Below are 17,370 nucleotides of genomic sequence, written 5' to 3'. Positions count from 1 at the left end.
AGCCTAAAAAACCTGTAAAATGACGGTCAGGAATAGGTAAATGGCTCAGATTCAAACGGAAAAATTTCGTTTAAAACAGTCCAAAACAGATATTAATAAACTTCGCATATTCAATTACCTTTGCAAGTATACATTAGTATAAGATATAGACTTATTGATTATGCTGTTAGATTTTGAACAACCCATCGCCGCGCTAGAAGGCAAGCTTGCTGAAATGAAGAAACTGGCCTCAGAGAGCCAGGTAGATGTGTCAGTTGCTGTTCTGGCCCTGGAGGAGAAAATAAAGTCCTTGAAGAAGGAGACCTATGCCAACCTAACCCGCTGGCAGCGCGTGCAATTGTCACGCCATACAGAAAGACCTTATACCTTAGATTACATCAAAGGACTGTCATCTTCCTTTGTGGAACTACATGGTGACCGCAACGTGAAGGATGACAAGGCCATGGTGGGCGGTTTTGGAGAGATAGCCGGCCAAACGGTGATGTTTATTGGTCAGCAGAAAGGCCGCAACACCAAGGAGCGTCAGTTTCGTAACTTCGGGATGGCCAACCCAGAAGGCTACCGCAAGGCCTTGCGCCTGATGAAACTTGCTGAGAAATTCAACAAGCCCATCATTACCCTCATTGACACGCCGGGTGCCTTCCCAGGCCTGGAGGCAGAAGAGCGCGGACAAGGCGAAGCCATCGCCCGCAACTTGAAGGAGATGTTCATGCTTAAAGTGCCGGTAATCTGCATCATTATTGGCGAGGGAGCCTCTGGTGGTGCCTTGGGCATTGGTATTGGCGACAGAGTCTTCATGCTAGAGAATTCCTGGTACTCGGTGATCTCGCCAGAAAACTGCTCTACCATTCTTTGGCGCAGCTGGGACTACAAAGAGCAGTCTGCCGAGGCCCTAAAACTGACCGCGACCGATATGCTAGGTAACAAGCTGGTGGATGGCATCATCAAAGAACCACTAGGCGGCGCCCACGTCAACCCAGAAAAGATGATGGTAACTCTTAAGAAAAAGCTGGTAGAAACCTTAGAAGAACTACAAGCCCTGGATCCAGAGGAGCGCATCATGCAACGCATTGAGAAGTTCAGCGCGATGGGCGTGGTAGAAGAATAAGCATCCCGTTTTTAGGCTATTTTCCAGAAAACAGGCAAAAAACGCATCCAAGCGCCATGAAACTATATCCCATTCCTACTGGCAATTTTAAATTAGACGGCGGCGCCATGTTTGGCGTGGTGCCCAAGACGCTTTGGCAGAAGACCAACCCCGCAGATGAGAACAACCTCTGCACCTGGGCCATGCGCTGTCTGCTGGTAGAAATGGGAGATAGGCTCATTTTAATTGACAATGGCATTGGAGACAAGCAGGACGCCAAGTTTTTCAGCCATTACTACCTGCACGGCGATGACTCCCTGGAGAAGTCCTTGCACAAGGCTGGGTTTGGGTTTTCTGACATCACCGATGTCTTTTTGACGCACCTGCATTTTGACCACTGCGGCGGCTCTGTTAAATACGCCAGCAACGGGACCAGCCTGGAAATGGTCTTCCCGAACGCCCAGTACTGGAGCAACCAGGACCACTGGCAATGGGCTACGGTTCCTAACCCACGGGAGAAAGCGTCTTTCTTGAAAGAGAACATCCTGCCTTTGAAAGAAAGCGGTCAACTCTCCTTTCTGGAAGTAGGGCAGGAGCAGTTTCTCTCTGGCTTTGACGTCACTTACGTAGATGGCCATACGGACAAGATGATGGTGCCGCGCCTGCAATACAAAGGCCGCACGGTATGCTTCATGGCAGACCTCTTGCCATCTGTAGGCCATATGCCCTTGCCGTACGTGATGGGCTATGACACCAGGCCTTTGCTGACTTTGCAAGAGAAGGAAGCTTTCTTAAACCAGGCAGCCGAAGAAAACTGGGTGCTGTTCTTAGAGCATGACGCCGTCAACGAATGCTGTACCGTTAAACAGACTGAAAAAGGCGTGCGGGTAGATGAGGTATTCCCGCTGTCAGCGCTATAGCCTATGTGCCGCATTGGGATTTGCTTTTCTGGCGGGGCCGCCCGCGGCATAGCGCATCTGGGCGTCATGAAAGCCCTTAACGAACTTAAAATCCCCATAGAGGTCATTTCTGGCACTAGTTCTGGCGCCATTGCCGGCGCTTTTCTAGCCGCTGGTTTTGCTCCCGAAAAAGTCTTGGAACTAGTCTGCGACTTGTCTGTACGGCAGTTTCTGCGGCCTGCCTTGAATAAAGGAATACTGCACTCTAATTCCCTGCTTAAAATCTTTGAACAGCACTTAGAGAGCATCACCTTCGCGAATCTCTCCACCCAGCTCATCATTTCTGCCACAGATTTAAATCAAGGCAGCACCGTCTACCTCTCTGAAGGATCAGTGGCCAACGCCTTACGCGCCTCCTCTGCTTTGCCCATCATGTTCCAGCCGGTGGCTTACCAAGACATGTTGCTGGTAGACGGTGGGTTACTTAACAATATGCCGGTAGAATGCCTGACAGGTGCCTGTGACCAAATCATAGGCGTGCACGTGAACCCCGTCAACCATCAAGCCAATATTAAAACTATTAGACAAGTGACGGAAAGGGTTTTCCATTTGGCCATCAATGCCAATGTGCAACAGCGCGTCTCCTACTGCAATGTATTTATTGAGCCGCCAGCCTTAAAAAATTATCATATCTACGCCGTCAACAAGGCCCAGGAGATATTTGACATTGGGTACCAGCATACAAAGACATTAGAGAGAGAATTAAAAAGCTTGGTTAACTCTTAAATGTGCAAACTTCTTCTAGTAATGCAATCACATTGTATGAATAACAAAGATTGTTAAGAGCAGACGTGCGTATAAGCCTTCAGTTCTTCTTCAATTTTCATGCACAAATTCAGACTGAGCTTACTCTTTATTTTAGGATTTACAGTAGCACACGCACAAGAATACAGAGGTAGTTTAATTCCAGCAAAAATCGTTCAGAGGTCCATCATGGTAGGCGGCGGGGTGAACGGGGCCTATAGGTCCATCCAAAATCAATCTGGCCATTCTTCCGTTTCGGGTTCTAAAAAGCAATTTGACGGGCAGGGTAGGTTTGGGTATTTTGTCATCAATGACTTGGCACTAGGAGCCTTAGGTACCGTATCACATACCAGCGTCAAAATGGATGGAGCCAACGCAAATCCCACCACGCATATTTTAGTAGGGCCCTTTGCTAGGTATTTCCTGAACAACGGCATTTTTGGCGAAGCCAGTTACGGTATAGGTATTCAGAACGTATCAGACAGCCAAAAACGGGACTTATCTGAGGCGCGTGCTGGAATAGGGTATTCTTTGTTTCTTAACCCCAAGGTGGCCATAGAGCCGGCCATACTATTCACATATTACAAAGAAAAAAATCCTGCCAGTCCAGGGCACCATTACACTGAAATTGGTCCATCGCTTAACCTTGGTTTGCAAGTATACTTGTTCAGGGAGCGCAGCCTCAACAAATGAGGTAGTTAACATAACCTAAATACCAGCTCAAAAGGCTGGTATTTTTTGTATCATTGTAGTCTCAATCTTGAAACCACCTGTTATGCTTGGAAGATTTCTTGCTCAATCTATCTTTAAACTCTCTGGCTGGACGCTAAAGGGTGGTATGCCTCCTGGTGTTAAAAAGGCGATCATGGTGGCGGCGCCGCATACCAGCAACTGGGACTTTATCTATGCGCGCGCGGCCTTTTACTTGATGGGGGTGCCGGTTAAGATTACCATTAAAAAAGAAGCCTTTTTCTTCCCGATGGGCCCCATTCTAAAAGCTTTAGGTGCCATCCCGGTAGACCGCAAGAAGAACAATAACTTGGTAGCCGCCATGGTAGATTTGTTTAAGCAGCGCGACGAGCTGGTGATGCTAGTCACGCCAGAAGGAACTCGTAAATACCAACCCCGCTGGAAGAAAGGATTTTACTACACGGCTTTGGGCGCGGGCGTTCCCATTGTGATGGGGTACCTGGACTACGCTAAAAAGGAGGCCGGCATTGGGCCCATGATCCAGCCTACCGGAGATTTTGACGCGGACATGGAAAAGATCCTAAATTTCTACAGAACCGTCACGGCCAAATACCCAAGCCAGGGCGTTCGGTAGTTTTTACCATTTAAAAAAGCTAATCGGTCCGTTTTTGGCCTCTTTTCCAGGAAAGAGGCCAAAAACGGACCGATTTGTTATAAGGCGATTTACGCTGAAAGCGCTGCAGCTTCTTCAGGTTCTGGAGCTAATTCCCTTAAATCTACTGGAATCACTCTGGACACGCCGGCCTCCAGCATGGTGATGCCGTAGATCACGTCTGTGGAGATCATGGTGCGCTTGTTGTGCGTCACCACAATGAACTGCGAGTCTCCTGAGAACTTCTTCACAATGTTGTTGAATTTGTCAATGTTGGCGTCGTCCAAAGGAGCGTCCACTTCGTCAAAGATACAGAACGGAGCCGGCTTTAACAGGTAGATGGCAAACAGCAGAGAGATGGCCGTCAAGGTCTTTTCACCACCAGACAGCTGGTTGATGGTCAACGGACGCTTGCCTTTTGGCCGCGCCATGATCTCAATCTTAGACTCCAGCGGGTTGCTTGGGTCCTGGATGTACAAATCACAGGTATCTTCCTCAGAGAACAGGGACCGGAATACGCGCATGAAGTTCTCCTTGATCTGGTCAAAGGCTTCCAAGTACTTTTCTTTGGCTACGGTGTCTATCTCCGCAATGGTGTCCAACAGTTGTTGTTTGGCACCTACCAAGTCATTCTTCTGCGTCTGAATGAACTGGTGACGCGTTTCAATCTCCTGATAGGCCTCTGCGGCCATGGGGTTCACCGGTCCTACGTTCTCCAGCTTGTGCTTTATGGTGTTCACTTGCTGGCTCAGTTCCTCATTGGAGATGTCCAGCTTCTCGGTAGGGGCCTCCGCCAAATCTTCCTGGCTCATGTTGAACTCCGCGGATAGACGCTCAATCACGGCCACCAACTTGATGCGGGTGTCGGTGATGGCCTGCTGCATGGACTGGAACACCTCATCGGTGTTCTCTTTTTTGCGTTGCAACTCCCGGATGGCTTTCTCCTTCTCGTCCACCTCGCCGCGCAGATGGAAGTAGGCTTTCTCTACCTCGTCCAGTTGCTGGGCCAAGTCTTTTTTCTGCACCATTCCTTCCTCCAATTGGTAGGACTGGTCTTCTACAAACTGCTCCAGGGTGGCGGTCTCATCCTCGGCGCGGGCCAGTTCATCCTGCAGCTGCACCAGGCGCTCCTGGTGGTTCATCACCGTCTTCTGCTTGTAGGCCAGTTCCTGCTGGATGCTTTGCAGACGGTTCTTGAGTTGGTGAAACTTGATGTTCTCCTGGTTAAAGATACTGCTTACCTCAGTGATGATTTCGTTCTGTTTGTCAAGGACTTGTGTCAGGCCCGCCAGTTCCTGCTCATAGCTTTTGAGGGCCAGGTTCTTGCTTTCGGAATCGGGTAGGAGGTCGGCTAAAGCTTCGCCTAATTCCTGAATTTTCTCAAACAGCTCATCTTTCTTGCTGGCCTGATTCTGCAGGTTCAACTGGAATTGCTCATAGCGCACCTTGTGGCTGATAAGCTCCTGTTGCAAGGTGTTGATGGAACGTTCCTGCAGCCTGATGGCCTCTGCCTGTGTGCCGTTCTTCTGGTTCTGGAGAACGTGCTGGAGCGTGCTAATTTTGTTTTTCATCAGCTCAGACTGCTCTTTCAGGGCTTCCAGTTCCTCAGCCAGTTTCTCCAGGTTCTGCTTGCGGCCCAAACGGTTGCCGTCAAACAAGCCCACAGACCCACCCGAAACGCTCAAAGGCTTTTTGATGACAGACCCGTCTTTTAAGATGTAGGTGCGACCGTCGCTTAGATAGAGCTCCGTGTCTGACGTGGCGCTGATGTACACCTCATTGAGCATGTAGCGCAACAAAGGATGATATTTCTCTTCAGAGGCGACGGTCTCCAGCGCCGCTTTGTATTTGGGGGTGCTGATGGTGGCGGGCACGTCCAAATCTTCCACCTCAGAAAGGATGATGAAGTTAGCGCGGCCCTTGTTTTGGTTGTTGAGCAGATGAATGGCTTCTACGGCGTCCTCGGCGGTTTCTACCACAAAGAAGTTCATGTACGGCTCCAGGTAGCTTTCAATCAGGGCCTTGTACTCTTGGTCACAGGAGATGATGTCTGATAGGAGCGGGGCAGGCTTCTGCCAGGTCTTGGACTTGTATAGAAACTTGATGGCATCCGGAAAGCCTTCCAAATTGTCCACCAGGGACTTGGTCAAGGTGTACTGGTTTTTCTTGGAGTCCAGCTGGCGGTTAATGTCAATCAGTTGTTGACGATACTCATGCAAGGTAGCCTCCGTATTGGTCATTTCTTCTTGCAAGAGTCTTTCGGCTTCTTGTAAGGCCACCAATTTCGCCTGGGCTTCCTCCAACTGTTGCTGTGTTTCAGCGAGCGCATCCTCGTACTGCATTTGGAGGCTATTCTCAGAACCTTCCATCAGCTGCATCCGCTCCAGTTCGGCGCGGTGCGTCTGAATCTGCATTTGGGTGATCTCAATGCTCTTGTTGAGCGTAAAGACCTCATTCTGCACCTGGCGCTGGGCCAGGGTTTTCTCCTGCACCTCTTTTTGTAAATCAGACTTCTGCTGATTTACATGCTCCATTTCTTTTTTGGTAAGACCCAACTGCTCTTCTGATACAAGCAGTTCTTCCTGGACTTCCTCTAAATCATTCTGCAACTGACCCAGGCTGGCCTCAGTCTGCCCGATGTTGGTAGTATCCTGGCTTATTTGGCTTTGCAGGGTTTTGGCGCGTTCTTGCAAATAGAACTTGCGCTCGCTTTTCAGTTTAATCTCATTCTCCAGCTGGCGCAGTTGGCTAGTATGCTCGTGTACTTCTTTCTGGGTATTCTGAAGTTGCAACTGGGTACGGTCCACCAAGGTCTTCTGCTCCTGGAGCGCATTCTCAAGAGTAGCTAGCTCTTCTGAGTAACCACCTTTGCGTTCAGTTTCCTTTTTAAGGTCACTTTCCAGACGTTCCAAGGCCTCTTGGTGGTGGCCAATGTTACGGCGAGCGTACTCCAGGCTTAGTTTCTTGTATTCGTCTTTAAGGGAGTAGTATTTCTCAGTGGTTTTGGCCTGGCGCTCCAGGCTTTTCAGGTTTTTGCCAATCTCAAACAAGACGTCCTCCACGCGCTCAAGATCGGCATCGGTTTCTTCCAGCTTGCGCATGGTCTGTTTCTTGCGCACCTTGAACTTGGAGATTCCGGCAGCCTCTTCAAACAGGGTACGGCGTGAATTGTCTTTGTCATTCAAGATGTCGTCCACCATCTTCAGCTCAATGATGGCGTAGGAATCAGAGCCAATCCCGGTGTCCAGGAACAGGTCGTTGATGTCCTTGAGGCGGCAAGTAACGTTGTTGAGCAGGTATTCACTCTCGCCGGTGCGGTAGTACTTGCGTGTAATGGTGACCTGCGAATATTCTGTAGGCAGAATGCCTTTATTATTGTTGAAGGTAAGCGATACTTCGGCTAATTGCTGGGGCTTGCGGTTTTTGGTACCGTTAAAGATAACGCTCTCCATCTTGTCTGAGCGGAGGTTACGGGTCTTCTGCTCGCCCAACACCCACCGGATGGCGTCCACGATGTTAGACTTGCCGCACCCGTTGGGTCCTACAATGCCGGTAATGCCACTGTCAAAGTTAATGGTGACTTTGTCCCCGAAACTTTTAAAGCCCTTAATCTCTAGTCTTGCTAATTCCATGCGCTTCTACCAGTTAATCTGGCTACAACCTCAAAAATACGAAAAAGAGTTCTGAGTACCGCAAGTGAACAGGCATGTAAGGGCCTTAAAAAGAGAAACCGTTTTTGGGCTGATTTCCGGAAATCAGCCCAAAAACGGTCTTATGCTAAGCAAAGTGTATGGCTAGAAGTTTGTCAAAGCGTAAGACACTAAGTTGGCACCCATTCTTAGCGCCGCCAAATGCTTCTCAATGGGATCATTGTGCACGGACTGATCCTCCCAGCCGTTGCCTAAATCACTTTCATAAGAGAAGAAACAAACTAATCTGCCTTGGTAAACCAACCCGAAGCCCTGAGGCGGCTTGTTGTCATGCTCATGGATTTTGGGCAAACCACGCGGGAAGTCAAATTTCTGATGATAGACTGGGTGATTAAACGGTATCTCCACAAATTCTAGTTCAGGAAACACTTTCTTCATCTCACGCCGCGCGAATTTCTCTAAACCGTAGTTGTCATCAATGTGCAGAAAGCCGCCTCCGATCAAGTACTTGCGCAGGTTCTGGGCCTCTCCCTCGGTGAAAAGGACGTTGCCGTGACCCGTCATATGCACAAACGGATAGTCCATGAGCTCAGGGCTGCCCGGCTCTACGGTTTCTTCCTGCGGGGCTATGTTGGCTTTGAGTTCTCGGTTGCAAAAATTGATGAGATTGGGAAGTGAGGTTTTGTTGGCATACCAGTCCCCGCCGCCGCCATACTTCAGCCGCGCTATCTTAAAGCTAGGGCGCTGGGCATTTACAAAGCTGACGCATAAGAGAAGTAGAAGTGAAAAGAGAAAGAACCGTTTTTGCATAGTTTTCCGAAAAAGAGGCCAAAAACGTTAAACGTCCAACAGCACGTGAAAGGTATGACAGGCCGCCAAAGCCGCCGTCTCGGTGCGCAGTCTACTAGTGCCCAAGGTGACGGGTTTTATGCCTCTAGCCAAGGCCAGTTGGATTTCCTCTGGAGAAAAATCGCCCTCTGGCCCAATCAAAACGGTGTAATGGTTATTACCTGAAATACTTTTGACCAGTGAGTGGCGTTCACTGCCTTCCACTAAATGCGCTATAAAAGTATTTTCTACTGGAACGGTTTTTATAAAATCTGAATACTTTGTCAAGGCATGCAGGCGGGGCAGGTGCGTTTTAAGGGACTGCTTCATGGCGCTCACAGCAATCTTCTCCAGACGCTCCAGGTTGATGGCTTTGCGTTCTGAGCGGGCACACTGTAAAAACGTAATTTCATCTATGCCCACTTCTACGGCCTTCTCCACGAACCACTCCATGCGGTCCAGGTTTTTAGTAGGCGCCACGGCAATATGGACCTTAAAAGCCCATTGGTCCTCTGTGGAATGGTGTTCCAGAATCTGGAGCGTTGTCTTTTTAGGCGTGGCTTCAGCTATCTGTCCCAAATACTGCCCGCCCTTGCCGTCTATCAACTGCACCAAATCTCCCACACCCAACCGCAATACCCGTGCGCAATGCTTAGATTCTTCTTCAGACAAGACATAGGTTGTGGAAGAAGGGAAAATGTCTGGAGTGAAGAAAACATGCATAAGCGTTGCGTTTTTGGCCTGTTTTCTCAAAAATAAGCCAAAAACGGGTAAAGCGCCAGAAAAAGAAAAGCCTTCCACTTGGTGGAAGGCTTTTAACGTTATAATGGAAAAAAGTATGTGTTATCTTAGGCAACCACGGCTACTTCTGGAGCGCCAGCCAGGATTTCCTCGTTGGCATAGTCTGCGTACTTAGTGAAGTTCTTCACGAAGGCCTTGGCCAGTTCACTTGCTTTTTGATCGTAAGCGTCTTTGTCGGTCCAGGTGTTGCGTGGGTTTAAGATTTCTGCCGGTACGTTAGGGCAGGTATCAGGCATCTCCACGCCAAAGATTGGGTGCTTGGAGAAGGACACGTCATTCAACTCTCCGTTCAAGGCGGCCGTGATCATGGCGCGGGTGAAAGGAAGCTTCATGCGTGAACCTGTACCGTAAGAACCGCCAGTCCAGCCTGTGTTGATCAACCAAACGTTCACATTGTTCTCAGTCATCTTTTTACCCAGCATCTCAGCGTACTTGGTTGGGTGCAATGGCAAGAAGGCCGCGCCAAAGCAAGCAGAGAACGTGGTCTGCGGCTCGGTTACGCCAACCTCAGTACCAGCCACTTTTGCGGTGTAGCCAGAGATGAAGTGGTACATGGCCTGGCTCTTGTTCAACTTAGAGATAGGAGGCAATACGCCAAACGCATCTGCCGTCAAGAAGAAGATGTTCTGCGGAATTGAAGCCACAGAAGGCTCAATGGCATTATCAATGTGGTTGATAGGGTAAGCGGTACGCGTGTTCTCTGTAACAGAGTTGTTTGTGTAGTCTACGGTGCGGGAGCCCTCAATGAAGCGGGTATTTTCTACGATGGCGCCAAACTTGATGGCATCCCAGATTTGTGGTTCTTTCTCTTTAGAAAGGTCAATTACTTTAGCATAGCAACCACCTTCAAAGTTGAAGACGCTGTCTTTGGTCCAGCCGTGCTCATCATCGCCAATCAAACCGCGGTTAGGATCAGCAGACAAAGTGGTCTTACCAGTACCAGATAACCCGAAGAAGATGGCCGTGTCACCGTCTTTGCCTACGTTGGCTGAGCAGTGCATAGACAAGGTCTCACGCTCATGCGGCAAGATGTAGTTCAAGACAGAGAAGATACCTTTTTTCATCTCACCGGCGTAACCCGTACCACCAATTAAGATCATCTTTTTGGAGAAGTTGATGATGGCAAAGTTAGGCTGACGCGTGCCGTCTACCGCTGGGTCTGCCTCAAATCCTGGGGCACAGATGATGGTAAAGTCTGGATTATGGTTCTCAAGCTCTTCTTCGTTCAAACGCAAGAACATATTGTTGCAGAAGAGGTTGTGCCACGCCATGGTATTAACAATGCGTAGGTTCAATCTATATTCAGGGTCAGCGCCAGCGTATGCGTCACGCACGTACAAGTTCTTGTCGGCTAGGTAGGCAATCATCTTCTGATGCAGCGCCTCAAACTTGGCAGGCTCAAAGGCAATGTTGACATCACCCCACCAAACAGAGTTTTCTGTTTTCTCGTCTCTCACCACAAATCTGTCTTTGGGCGAACGGCCGGTGAACTTGCCGGTGTCACACATCAAGGCACCGGTATCAGTCAAGAAACCTTCCCCGTTTTTCAGTGCCTCTTCCACCAACTCAGCGGGAGTCAGGTTCCAATACACGTCTTTTGCCTGTGAAATTCCTAAGCTGGTTAAGTCCATTGCTGATGATTTCTTGCCAAATTCTTTCATAAGGAGGTTTGAAAATTGATTTTTGATAAAAGGGAAAGGCGTCAATTGCCTTGGTTTAACAAAATTACAAAAAAGAGGGGATATAATAGCAAACCCTAACGGATGTTTGTTTTATAAGTTGGCCTGAAAGTAGCTGTATTTATTAATAAAGGGGCATATTTGAATAAATGCGTCTAACGTGATACATTTACCTTTACTAAATTGCCAAAAAACACCAAATCACAAACAACTCTTAACTTTTTAGTCTATGTCTGAAAAAGATCACCCGCTTAATGATCAGGTCAGCAAGCACAACATTCCGTACGGTGAAACGCCGTTAGAGATTGACAATGGTCACCCTCCGGGATTGTTTGTACTGTTCTTCACAGAGATGTGGGAACGCTTCAGCTATTATGGAATGCGCGCCCTCTTTGTGCTTTTCCTTACTTCTACGTTAGCAAAAGGCGGCTGGGCCTGGGAAAGGGATGAGGCGTTACGTCTTTACGGTATCTATACGGGTCTGGTTTACCTGACGCCAATTATTGGCGGCTATATTGCTGATAAATTTCTTGGATTTAGGATGGCCATCATCATAGGTGCCCTCTTAATGACGCTGGGTCATGCCAGCATGGCCTTTGAGACCGAGTTTTTCTTTTATCTGGGCCTGGGCTTGATCATTATAGGTAACGGTTTATTTAAGCCAAACATCTCTTCTATGGTGGGCCAATTATATACCAACAATGAGAAGAAGAAAGACGCCGCTTACACCATCTTCTACATGGGTATCAACTCAGGGGCCTTCTTAGGTATTCTATTGTGTGGGTACATTGGCGAGAAGGTGGGCTGGAGCTACGGCTTCGGGTTAGCCGGTATCTTCATGTTCTTTGGTATGTTGCAATTTGCCTTCTCTAAGAACCTTTTCGGGAGAATAGGATTAGGTCCTAAGCACATCCTAAACAACGACGCTTCTGTGAAAACCGCTGAGAAAGCGGCTGAAGAACCAGCCAACGTTGTGAGAGACAGAATCATCGTAATTTCCGTGTTGGCCTTCTTCACCATCTTCTTCTGGATGGCATTTGAGCAGGCGGGCGGATCCATGACCATTTTCGCGAATGACTATACCCAAAGGGAATTAGTAGGCGGAAGCGCTACTTTGTTTAAGTGGGTGAACGCCCTCTTAGTAGTTGTACCCATGCTGATCTTGACCTACGTGCTTTGGAATTTATTCCGTCAGACGTTCAAGCTCATTCCCATCTCTAACGTTTTCTTGGGCACTAGCTTTGTCATCATCTGGGCCATCATCATCTGGATGTTGAACAAAGAGTTCTCAGCAGATGCCACTGAAGTACCAGCGTCATGGTTCCAGATCCTTAACTCATTCTTCATCATTTCCTTGGCGCCTATCTTCTCTAAGATCTGGGAAAGTAAATACAATCCTTCCGGCCCGGTAAAGTTTGCCTTAGGCTTATTTTTGCTGGGTATTGGTTTTGGTATCTTAGCTTACGGCGGGCTTTCCATTCCGCAGGGTGCTAAGACGGCCTCAGTGAGCATGATTTGGTTAATTTTAGCCTATCTATTCCATACCTTAGGCGAGCTTTGCGTGTCTCCGGTAGGCCTTTCTTACGTGAGCAAGCTTTCTCCTGCAAGATTAGTGGGCTTGATGTTCGGGATCTGGTTTATTGCCAACTTTGTGGCCAACTACCTGGCTGGTTTGACGGGTAGCTTCATTGACCACATCACAGAGCAATATTCCATTACTATCTTCTTCTTGATATTCACGGCGCTGCCAGTAGTGGCGGGTCTGATTATGCTTGCCTTGAATGGCACGCTCAAGAAGAAAATGCACGGTGTACACTAGCGTTTTATTAACTTCTTTCAGAAAGCCTCACGACCTTGGTTCGTGGGGCTTTCTTTTTTTTGGTACCGCCTAGGCTTTGTATCTTTGCAGTACTCTTCCTTTTATGACCACCAAAAAACCGTACAAGCGACCTGCAAAAAAGGCCCAGACGCCCAGAGAAACTACTTCTCTCTGGAAGCCACTGCTATTAGGCGTACTAGGTTTTTTGGTTTTGCGGTTGGCAATGGAGTATTACAAAGAAGGAGGCAGGCTGGCCTTTTTGAAGCACAAAGTAGACGAAGCCACCCAATCCAACACGCTAACTACCTTCCGGCCGAACAACTATGAGGTGCTGGGTCTTGACATTTCACATCACCAACCCAAGGTAGACTGGAAGCAAGTAAAGGAAGAGGACATAGTGTTCACCTTCATCAAGGCCACAGAGGGCGTCAACCACCAGGACAACTATTTCTCCAGGCACTGGCGCGAGTCTAAAAAGCATGGCATCTTACGGGGCGCCTACCATTTCTTTCTGCCTTCTCGCAACGCCGAAGCCCAAGCCAGAAACTTTCTGGACCGGGTGCATTTAGAAGCGGGTGATCTGCCTCCTGTGTTGGATGTAGAGGTCACCAACCACCAGTCAGATGAAGAGATAAGGGCAGGGGTTCAAATTTGGTTAGATGCGGTAGAGGAGGAGTACAACCTCAAACCTATCATTTATACCAATTACGCCTTTTATAAAATGCATCTGGAAGGCCACTTCAACGACTACCCCTTGTGGCTGGCACATTACACCCCCGAAAACGGACACAAGATCAATGACCACAATTGGTCTTTTTGGCAGCACACAGATACGGGCAAACTAAAAGGCATTAAAGGCAATGCAGACTTAAACGTCTTTAAAGGTTCTTTAGAGGATTTGTACAATATGTGCTACGAACCTAAAAATTAAATGGCGTTACGGAGGTTCTTAAAAATATAATAATATTTAAACAACAACTTGATAGTAACTTCCTAAGGAAAAGCTTCTTGGTGTAGATAATATGCGGAGCAGGGATTAGTTTTATACCATATTAACTATGCGTATGAAGAAAACTCTACTCCTAACATTCCTATCTTTTACATCCGCTATCTTCTTTTCTTCCTGTTCTATAGAAGAATTGATTACGCCTGCTCAGACTGATGTACCTCCAGCCACAGAAGAAGGTATTAACTATCAGATTACGGCGGGCCGGCATGAGACTACCAATCCTTTAAAGACGTTCACCAAGAGCAAAATCAAGTTTGAGGTGAAGTTTGACTCCACGGCCATTTACACTACCAAAGACCCCAATAACCAAGCGGACATTAACAAGCTATATGGCATGGCGGATTGCGGTGCGTTTCATCATGTGTCCAGCGCGCGGTTTGGCTGGAGATGGTACAAAGGCAAATTAGAGTTACATGCGTATTCTTATAAGGACGGCAAGAATACTTCAACCTTTATCACAGACATTGACCTGAACAAAAGTTATGTCTGCGAACTTACCCTAACCGATGGCAAATACACCTATCAGGTAAAAAACAATAAGGTGGAACATGAGCGCAGCTGTTCCGGCCAAGGCCAGGGCTACCAGTTGTATCCATACTTTGGCGGCGATGAAAAAGCCCCGCACACCATCAACATCAAGATTAAAGAAATACAGTAATAACCGTTTTTGGCCTGTTTTCTCAGAATTAGGCCAAAAACGAAATGCCCCTAAAATGAAGAAGCCCCGACCATTTGGCCGGGGCTTCTTTTATATATGCAACGTATTCTGCTGGGGAGATGATTACATCATGCCACCCATGCCGCCCATACCGCCTGGCATTCCGCCACCGGCAGCTGCGCCAGCCTCTTCAGGCTCATCAGCAATCACACACTCCGTAGTCAGCAACAAGGCAGCCACAGAAGCAGCGTTCTCAAGAGCAAGACGCGTTACTTTGGTTGGGTCAATGATACCAGCGGCAAACATGTTCTCAAACTTGTCATCGCGGGCGTTGTATCCGTAGTCAGCCTGACCGGCACGTACTTCGTTTACAATCACAGAACCTTCACCACCAGCATTGGCAACAATGGTTCTCAAAGGAGACTCAAGCGCCGTGCGAATGATCTGCACGCCTGTCTTCTCATCTTCGTTGCGGGTATCCACGTCGTTCAGGGCCTCAATGGCTCTGATCAAGGCAACACCACCACCTGCAACAATACCTTCTTCTACGGCCGCTCTGGTAGCGTGTAAGGCATCATCCACACGGTCTTTCTTCTCTTTCATCTCTACTTCAGTAGAAGCCCCGATGTAAAGTATAGCCACACCGCCAGACAATTTAGCCAGACGCTCTTGCAATTTCTCTCTGTCATAGTCAGAGGTGGTTTTCTCAATCTGAGACTTGATCTCATTCACACGACCAGAGATAGCATCTTTCTCGCCACGACCATTCACAATGGTAGTGTTGTCTTTGTCAATGATGATGCGCTCCGCCTGACCTAAGTAATCTAGCGTAGCGTTGTCCAGTTTGTAACCACGCTCCTCAGAGATAACAGTACCACCCGTCAAGATTGCGATGTCCTCTAACATAGCTTTTCTGCGATCACCAAAACCTGGTGCTTTTACAGCGGCAATCTTCAAAGAACCACGCAATTTGTTTACTACCAAAGTAGCAAGGGCTTCGCCGTCTACGTCTTCAGAGATGATCACTAAGGCTTTACCCGTCTGAACCACTTGCTCCAATACAGGAAGCAATTCTTTCATGGTAGACACCTTCTTGTCATAGATCAAAATGTAAGCGTTCTCAAACTCAGCTTCCATTTTCTCTGGGTTGGTCACGAAGTAAGGAGACAGGTAACCGCGGTCAAACTGCATACCTTCTACAGTCTTCACCTCGGTCTCAGTACCTTTGGCTTCCTCAACCGTGATCACACCGTCTTTACCCACTTTGTCCATGGCATCGGCAATCATCTGCCCGATTTCCACGTCATTATTGGCAGAGATAGTACCTACTTGGGCAATTTCAGAAGAGTTTTCAATCTTCTTAGACTGCTCCTTCAGGTTAGCAACCACTTTAGCAACGGCTTTGTCAATACCGCGCTTCAGGTCCATTGGGTTGGCACCAGCGGCTACGTTCTTAGAACCGGCCGTGTAGATGGCCTGGGCTAATACGGTGGCAGTAGTAGTACCGTCACCAGCCATGTCGGCGGTTTTAGAGGCTACTTCTTTCACCAACTGAGCACCCATGTTCTCAACGGCGTCTTTCAATTCAATTTCTTTGGCAACTGTCACACCGTCTTTGGTGATGCTAGGCGCGCCAAATTTCTTGTCAATGATCACGTTGCGGCCTTTAGGGCCCAAGGTCACTTTTACTGCGTTGGCCAAGGTGTCAACGCCTTTTTTAATTTTGTTACGGGCTTCGATGTCGAAGGTAATGTTCTTAGATGCCATACTATTCTTTCAATGGTTATGGTTGATGATTTAGATACAATAGGGGAGATTAAAGAACCGCCAGGATGTCAGACTCTTTCATGATCAGGTAGTCTGATCCGTCCAAAGAGATCTCAGTGCCGGCGTACTTACCATACAAAACCTGGTCACCAGTTTTTACAGATGGCTTTTTGCCTTCGCCATCTTCATCTGAAATAGCTACTACCGTTCCTTTCTGTGGTTTTTCTTTGGCAGTGTCTGGGATGTAAAGGCCCGATGCAGTTTTCTCTTCTGCCGGAGCTGGCTCTACAATCACTCTGTTCGCGGTTCCAGCAATTGGTTTGATGTTTAATGCCATAGTTTTCTTATGATATAAGGTTAAGTTAATTCTATGTCCGCCATTGGTGTGGCCAGGACGCATTGCCTTATTGCCATTCCTGTGCCAAACCCCAAACCCTGACATTCTTGCCCATTTTGGCAGAGCCAGACTGCCAAGATTTCAATTCTGGCCTGTCAAGCTATTGACGGCATGAAACACTTTGGCAGAGTAGGCAGATTTATCAGTCATTTTTGGCCTGTTTTCAGGAAAAGAGGCCAAAAACGGAAGCATAAAAAAAGACCCCGAACGGTGAAGTCCGGGGCCTTATAAAGGGCTAGATTAGTATCGGTTTTAAAATTATTCAGCCGAGTCAGTTCCTGCGCCAGGAGTGGCCACCGCTGGGGCAGGGGTTGCGTTCTGCTGAGGCATTGCTGGTGCTGCGGCTGGGGCAGCCTGTCCGGCACGCTGCTCGTTCACGCTACGGCTTTCTACTTGGTCAGAGCCATTCAAAATGAAGTGTGAGCTCAGGCTCAACACAATGATTCCAATGGCGAAGCCCCAAGTCAGTTTCTCTAAAAGGTCTCCCGTGCGTTTAACACCCATCAATTGGCTGGTGCCACCACCGCCAAACTGGCTAGAAAGCCCGCCTCCTTTGGAGTTTTGGGACAATACCACCAAGATTAACAATACGCAAAGGAAAAGGATGACGCTGATCAGAGCAATATACAT

The 17,370-nt window shown here is 48.1% G+C and carries 15 protein-coding genes; 8 read left to right on the top strand and 7 right to left on the bottom strand.

Translation table 11 applies throughout. The features are described 5' to 3' along the window. The first annotated feature begins 160 nt into the window (after window positions 1–160). The 5 genes from ABD880_RS03505 to ABD880_RS03485 all read left to right on the top strand — a co-directional run bounded on the left by ABD880_RS03505 (window position 161) and on the right by ABD880_RS03485 (window position 4,114). Window positions 161–1,108 (top strand): acetyl-CoA carboxylase carboxyltransferase subunit alpha, encoded by a 948-nt coding sequence (locus ABD880_RS03505; RefSeq protein WP_345162391.1) that lies wholly within the window; start codon window positions 161–163, stop codon window positions 1,106–1,108. 56 nt (window positions 1,109–1,164) lie between these two features. Continuing rightward, entirely contained in the window at window positions 1,165–2,007 is an 843-nt protein-coding gene (locus tag ABD880_RS03500) for an MBL fold metallo-hydrolase (protein ID WP_345162390.1), read from the top strand. Between the two features lie 3 nt (window positions 2,008–2,010). Continuing rightward, window positions 2,011–2,772 carry a patatin-like phospholipase family protein gene (locus tag ABD880_RS03495; RefSeq protein ID WP_345162389.1) on the top strand — a complete coding sequence of 254 codons (762 nt, stop codon included), beginning with the start codon at window positions 2,011–2,013 and terminating at the stop codon, window positions 2,770–2,772. A 99-nt stretch (window positions 2,773–2,871) separates the two neighbouring features. Continuing rightward, on the top strand, window positions 2,872–3,483 hold the full coding sequence (locus ABD880_RS03490; RefSeq protein ID WP_345162388.1) for a hypothetical protein: 612 nt from the start codon (window positions 2,872–2,874) through the stop codon (window positions 3,481–3,483). Between the two features lie 82 nt (window positions 3,484–3,565). Continuing rightward, complete coding sequence (locus tag ABD880_RS03485; protein ID WP_345162386.1) at window positions 3,566–4,114, top strand: lysophospholipid acyltransferase family protein; 549 nt, start codon at window positions 3,566–3,568, stop codon at window positions 4,112–4,114. 89 nt (window positions 4,115–4,203) lie between these two features. Here the strand turns inward: ABD880_RS03485 and smc are convergent, their stop codons facing one another. The 4 genes from smc to pckA form a co-directional block, all read right to left on the bottom strand. Continuing rightward, window positions 4,204–7,764, bottom strand: coding sequence for a chromosome segregation protein SMC (gene smc / locus ABD880_RS03480; RefSeq protein WP_345162384.1), 3,561 nt, complete (start codon window positions 7,762–7,764; stop codon window positions 4,204–4,206). Window positions 7,765–7,926: 162 nt separating this feature from the next. Then, complete coding sequence (locus ABD880_RS03475) at window positions 7,927–8,592, bottom strand: DUF4159 domain-containing protein (protein ID WP_345162382.1); 666 nt, start codon at window positions 8,590–8,592, stop codon at window positions 7,927–7,929. Between the two features lie 27 nt (window positions 8,593–8,619). Continuing rightward, window positions 8,620–9,333: a 16S rRNA (uracil(1498)-N(3))-methyltransferase gene (locus ABD880_RS03470; RefSeq protein WP_345162380.1), complete on the bottom strand. Its 714-nt coding sequence runs from the start codon at window positions 9,331–9,333 to the stop codon at window positions 8,620–8,622. A gap of 125 nt (window positions 9,334–9,458) precedes the next feature. Further along, window positions 9,459–11,072 carry a phosphoenolpyruvate carboxykinase (ATP) gene (gene pckA, locus ABD880_RS03465; protein ID WP_345162378.1) on the bottom strand — a complete coding sequence of 538 codons (1,614 nt, stop codon included), beginning with the start codon at window positions 11,070–11,072 and terminating at the stop codon, window positions 9,459–9,461. Between the two features lie 247 nt (window positions 11,073–11,319). Between pckA and ABD880_RS03460 the strand changes: the two genes are divergently transcribed. The 3 genes from ABD880_RS03460 to ABD880_RS03450 all read left to right on the top strand — a co-directional run bounded on the left by ABD880_RS03460 (window position 11,320) and on the right by ABD880_RS03450 (window position 14,576). After that, window positions 11,320–12,909 carry a peptide MFS transporter gene (locus ABD880_RS03460; protein ID WP_345162376.1) on the top strand — a complete coding sequence of 530 codons (1,590 nt, stop codon included), beginning with the start codon at window positions 11,320–11,322 and terminating at the stop codon, window positions 12,907–12,909. A gap of 103 nt (window positions 12,910–13,012) precedes the next feature. Continuing rightward, window positions 13,013–13,840, top strand: a complete 828-nt coding sequence (locus ABD880_RS03455; RefSeq protein WP_345162374.1) for a glycoside hydrolase family 25 protein — start codon at window positions 13,013–13,015, stop codon at window positions 13,838–13,840. Between the two features lie 133 nt (window positions 13,841–13,973). Beyond that, entirely contained in the window at window positions 13,974–14,576 is a 603-nt protein-coding gene (locus tag ABD880_RS03450) for a hypothetical protein (RefSeq protein ID WP_345162372.1), read from the top strand. A gap of 123 nt (window positions 14,577–14,699) precedes the next feature. On the opposite strand, the gene groL is transcribed toward ABD880_RS03450, so the two are convergent. From groL to secG, 3 genes are all read right to left on the bottom strand, one after another. Continuing rightward, window positions 14,700–16,343: a chaperonin GroEL gene (groL, locus tag ABD880_RS03445; RefSeq protein ID WP_345162370.1), complete on the bottom strand. Its 1,644-nt coding sequence runs from the start codon at window positions 16,341–16,343 to the stop codon at window positions 14,700–14,702. A gap of 49 nt (window positions 16,344–16,392) precedes the next feature. Continuing rightward, window positions 16,393–16,680: a co-chaperone GroES gene (locus tag ABD880_RS03440; RefSeq protein ID WP_345162368.1), complete on the bottom strand. Its 288-nt coding sequence runs from the start codon at window positions 16,678–16,680 to the stop codon at window positions 16,393–16,395. Between the two features lie 318 nt (window positions 16,681–16,998). Beyond that, entirely contained in the window at window positions 16,999–17,370 is a 372-nt protein-coding gene (secG, locus tag ABD880_RS03435; RefSeq protein WP_345162366.1) for a preprotein translocase subunit SecG, read from the bottom strand.

The organism is Nibribacter koreensis (genome assembly GCF_039541795.1).
GTDB classification, from domain to species: Bacteria; Bacteroidota; Bacteroidia; order Cytophagales; family Hymenobacteraceae; genus Nibribacter; species Nibribacter koreensis.
Note: the sequence above shows the minus strand (reverse complement) of the source record. Positions and strands in the feature narration are given on the sequence as shown.

What these genes read in the sequence shown, in the direction of transcription:
- ABD880_RS03505 (WP_345162391.1), top strand. Translation starts at nt 161, where the DNA reads ATGCTGTTAGATTTTGAACAACCCATCGCCGCGCTAGAAGGCAAGCTT.
- ABD880_RS03500 (WP_345162390.1), top strand. Translation starts at nt 1,165, where the DNA reads ATGAAACTATATCCCATTCCTACTGGCAATTTTAAATTAGACGGCGGC.
- ABD880_RS03495 (WP_345162389.1), top strand. Translation starts at nt 2,011, where the DNA reads ATGTGCCGCATTGGGATTTGCTTTTCTGGCGGGGCCGCCCGCGGCATA.
- ABD880_RS03490 (WP_345162388.1), top strand. Translation starts at nt 2,872, where the DNA reads ATGCACAAATTCAGACTGAGCTTACTCTTTATTTTAGGATTTACAGTA.
- ABD880_RS03485 (WP_345162386.1), top strand. Translation starts at nt 3,566, where the DNA reads ATGCTTGGAAGATTTCTTGCTCAATCTATCTTTAAACTCTCTGGCTGG.
- smc (WP_345162384.1), bottom strand. Translation starts at nt 7,764, where the DNA reads ATGGAATTAGCAAGACTAGAGATTAAGGGCTTTAAAAGTTTCGGGGAC.
- ABD880_RS03475 (WP_345162382.1), bottom strand. Translation starts at nt 8,592, where the DNA reads ATGCAAAAACGGTTCTTTCTCTTTTCACTTCTACTTCTCTTATGCGTC.
- ABD880_RS03470 (WP_345162380.1), bottom strand. Translation starts at nt 9,333, where the DNA reads ATGCATGTTTTCTTCACTCCAGACATTTTCCCTTCTTCCACAACCTAT.
- pckA (WP_345162378.1), bottom strand. Translation starts at nt 11,072, where the DNA reads ATGAAAGAATTTGGCAAGAAATCATCAGCAATGGACTTAACCAGCTTA.
- ABD880_RS03460 (WP_345162376.1), top strand. Translation starts at nt 11,320, where the DNA reads ATGTCTGAAAAAGATCACCCGCTTAATGATCAGGTCAGCAAGCACAAC.
- ABD880_RS03455 (WP_345162374.1), top strand. Translation starts at nt 13,013, where the DNA reads ATGACCACCAAAAAACCGTACAAGCGACCTGCAAAAAAGGCCCAGACG.
- ABD880_RS03450 (WP_345162372.1), top strand. Translation starts at nt 13,974, where the DNA reads ATGAAGAAAACTCTACTCCTAACATTCCTATCTTTTACATCCGCTATC.
- groL (WP_345162370.1), bottom strand. Translation starts at nt 16,343, where the DNA reads ATGGCATCTAAGAACATTACCTTCGACATCGAAGCCCGTAACAAAATT.
- ABD880_RS03440 (WP_345162368.1), bottom strand. Translation starts at nt 16,680, where the DNA reads ATGGCATTAAACATCAAACCAATTGCTGGAACCGCGAACAGAGTGATT.
- secG (WP_345162366.1), bottom strand. Translation starts at nt 17,370, where the DNA reads ATGTATATTGCTCTGATCAGCGTCATCCTTTTCCTTTGCGTATTGTTA.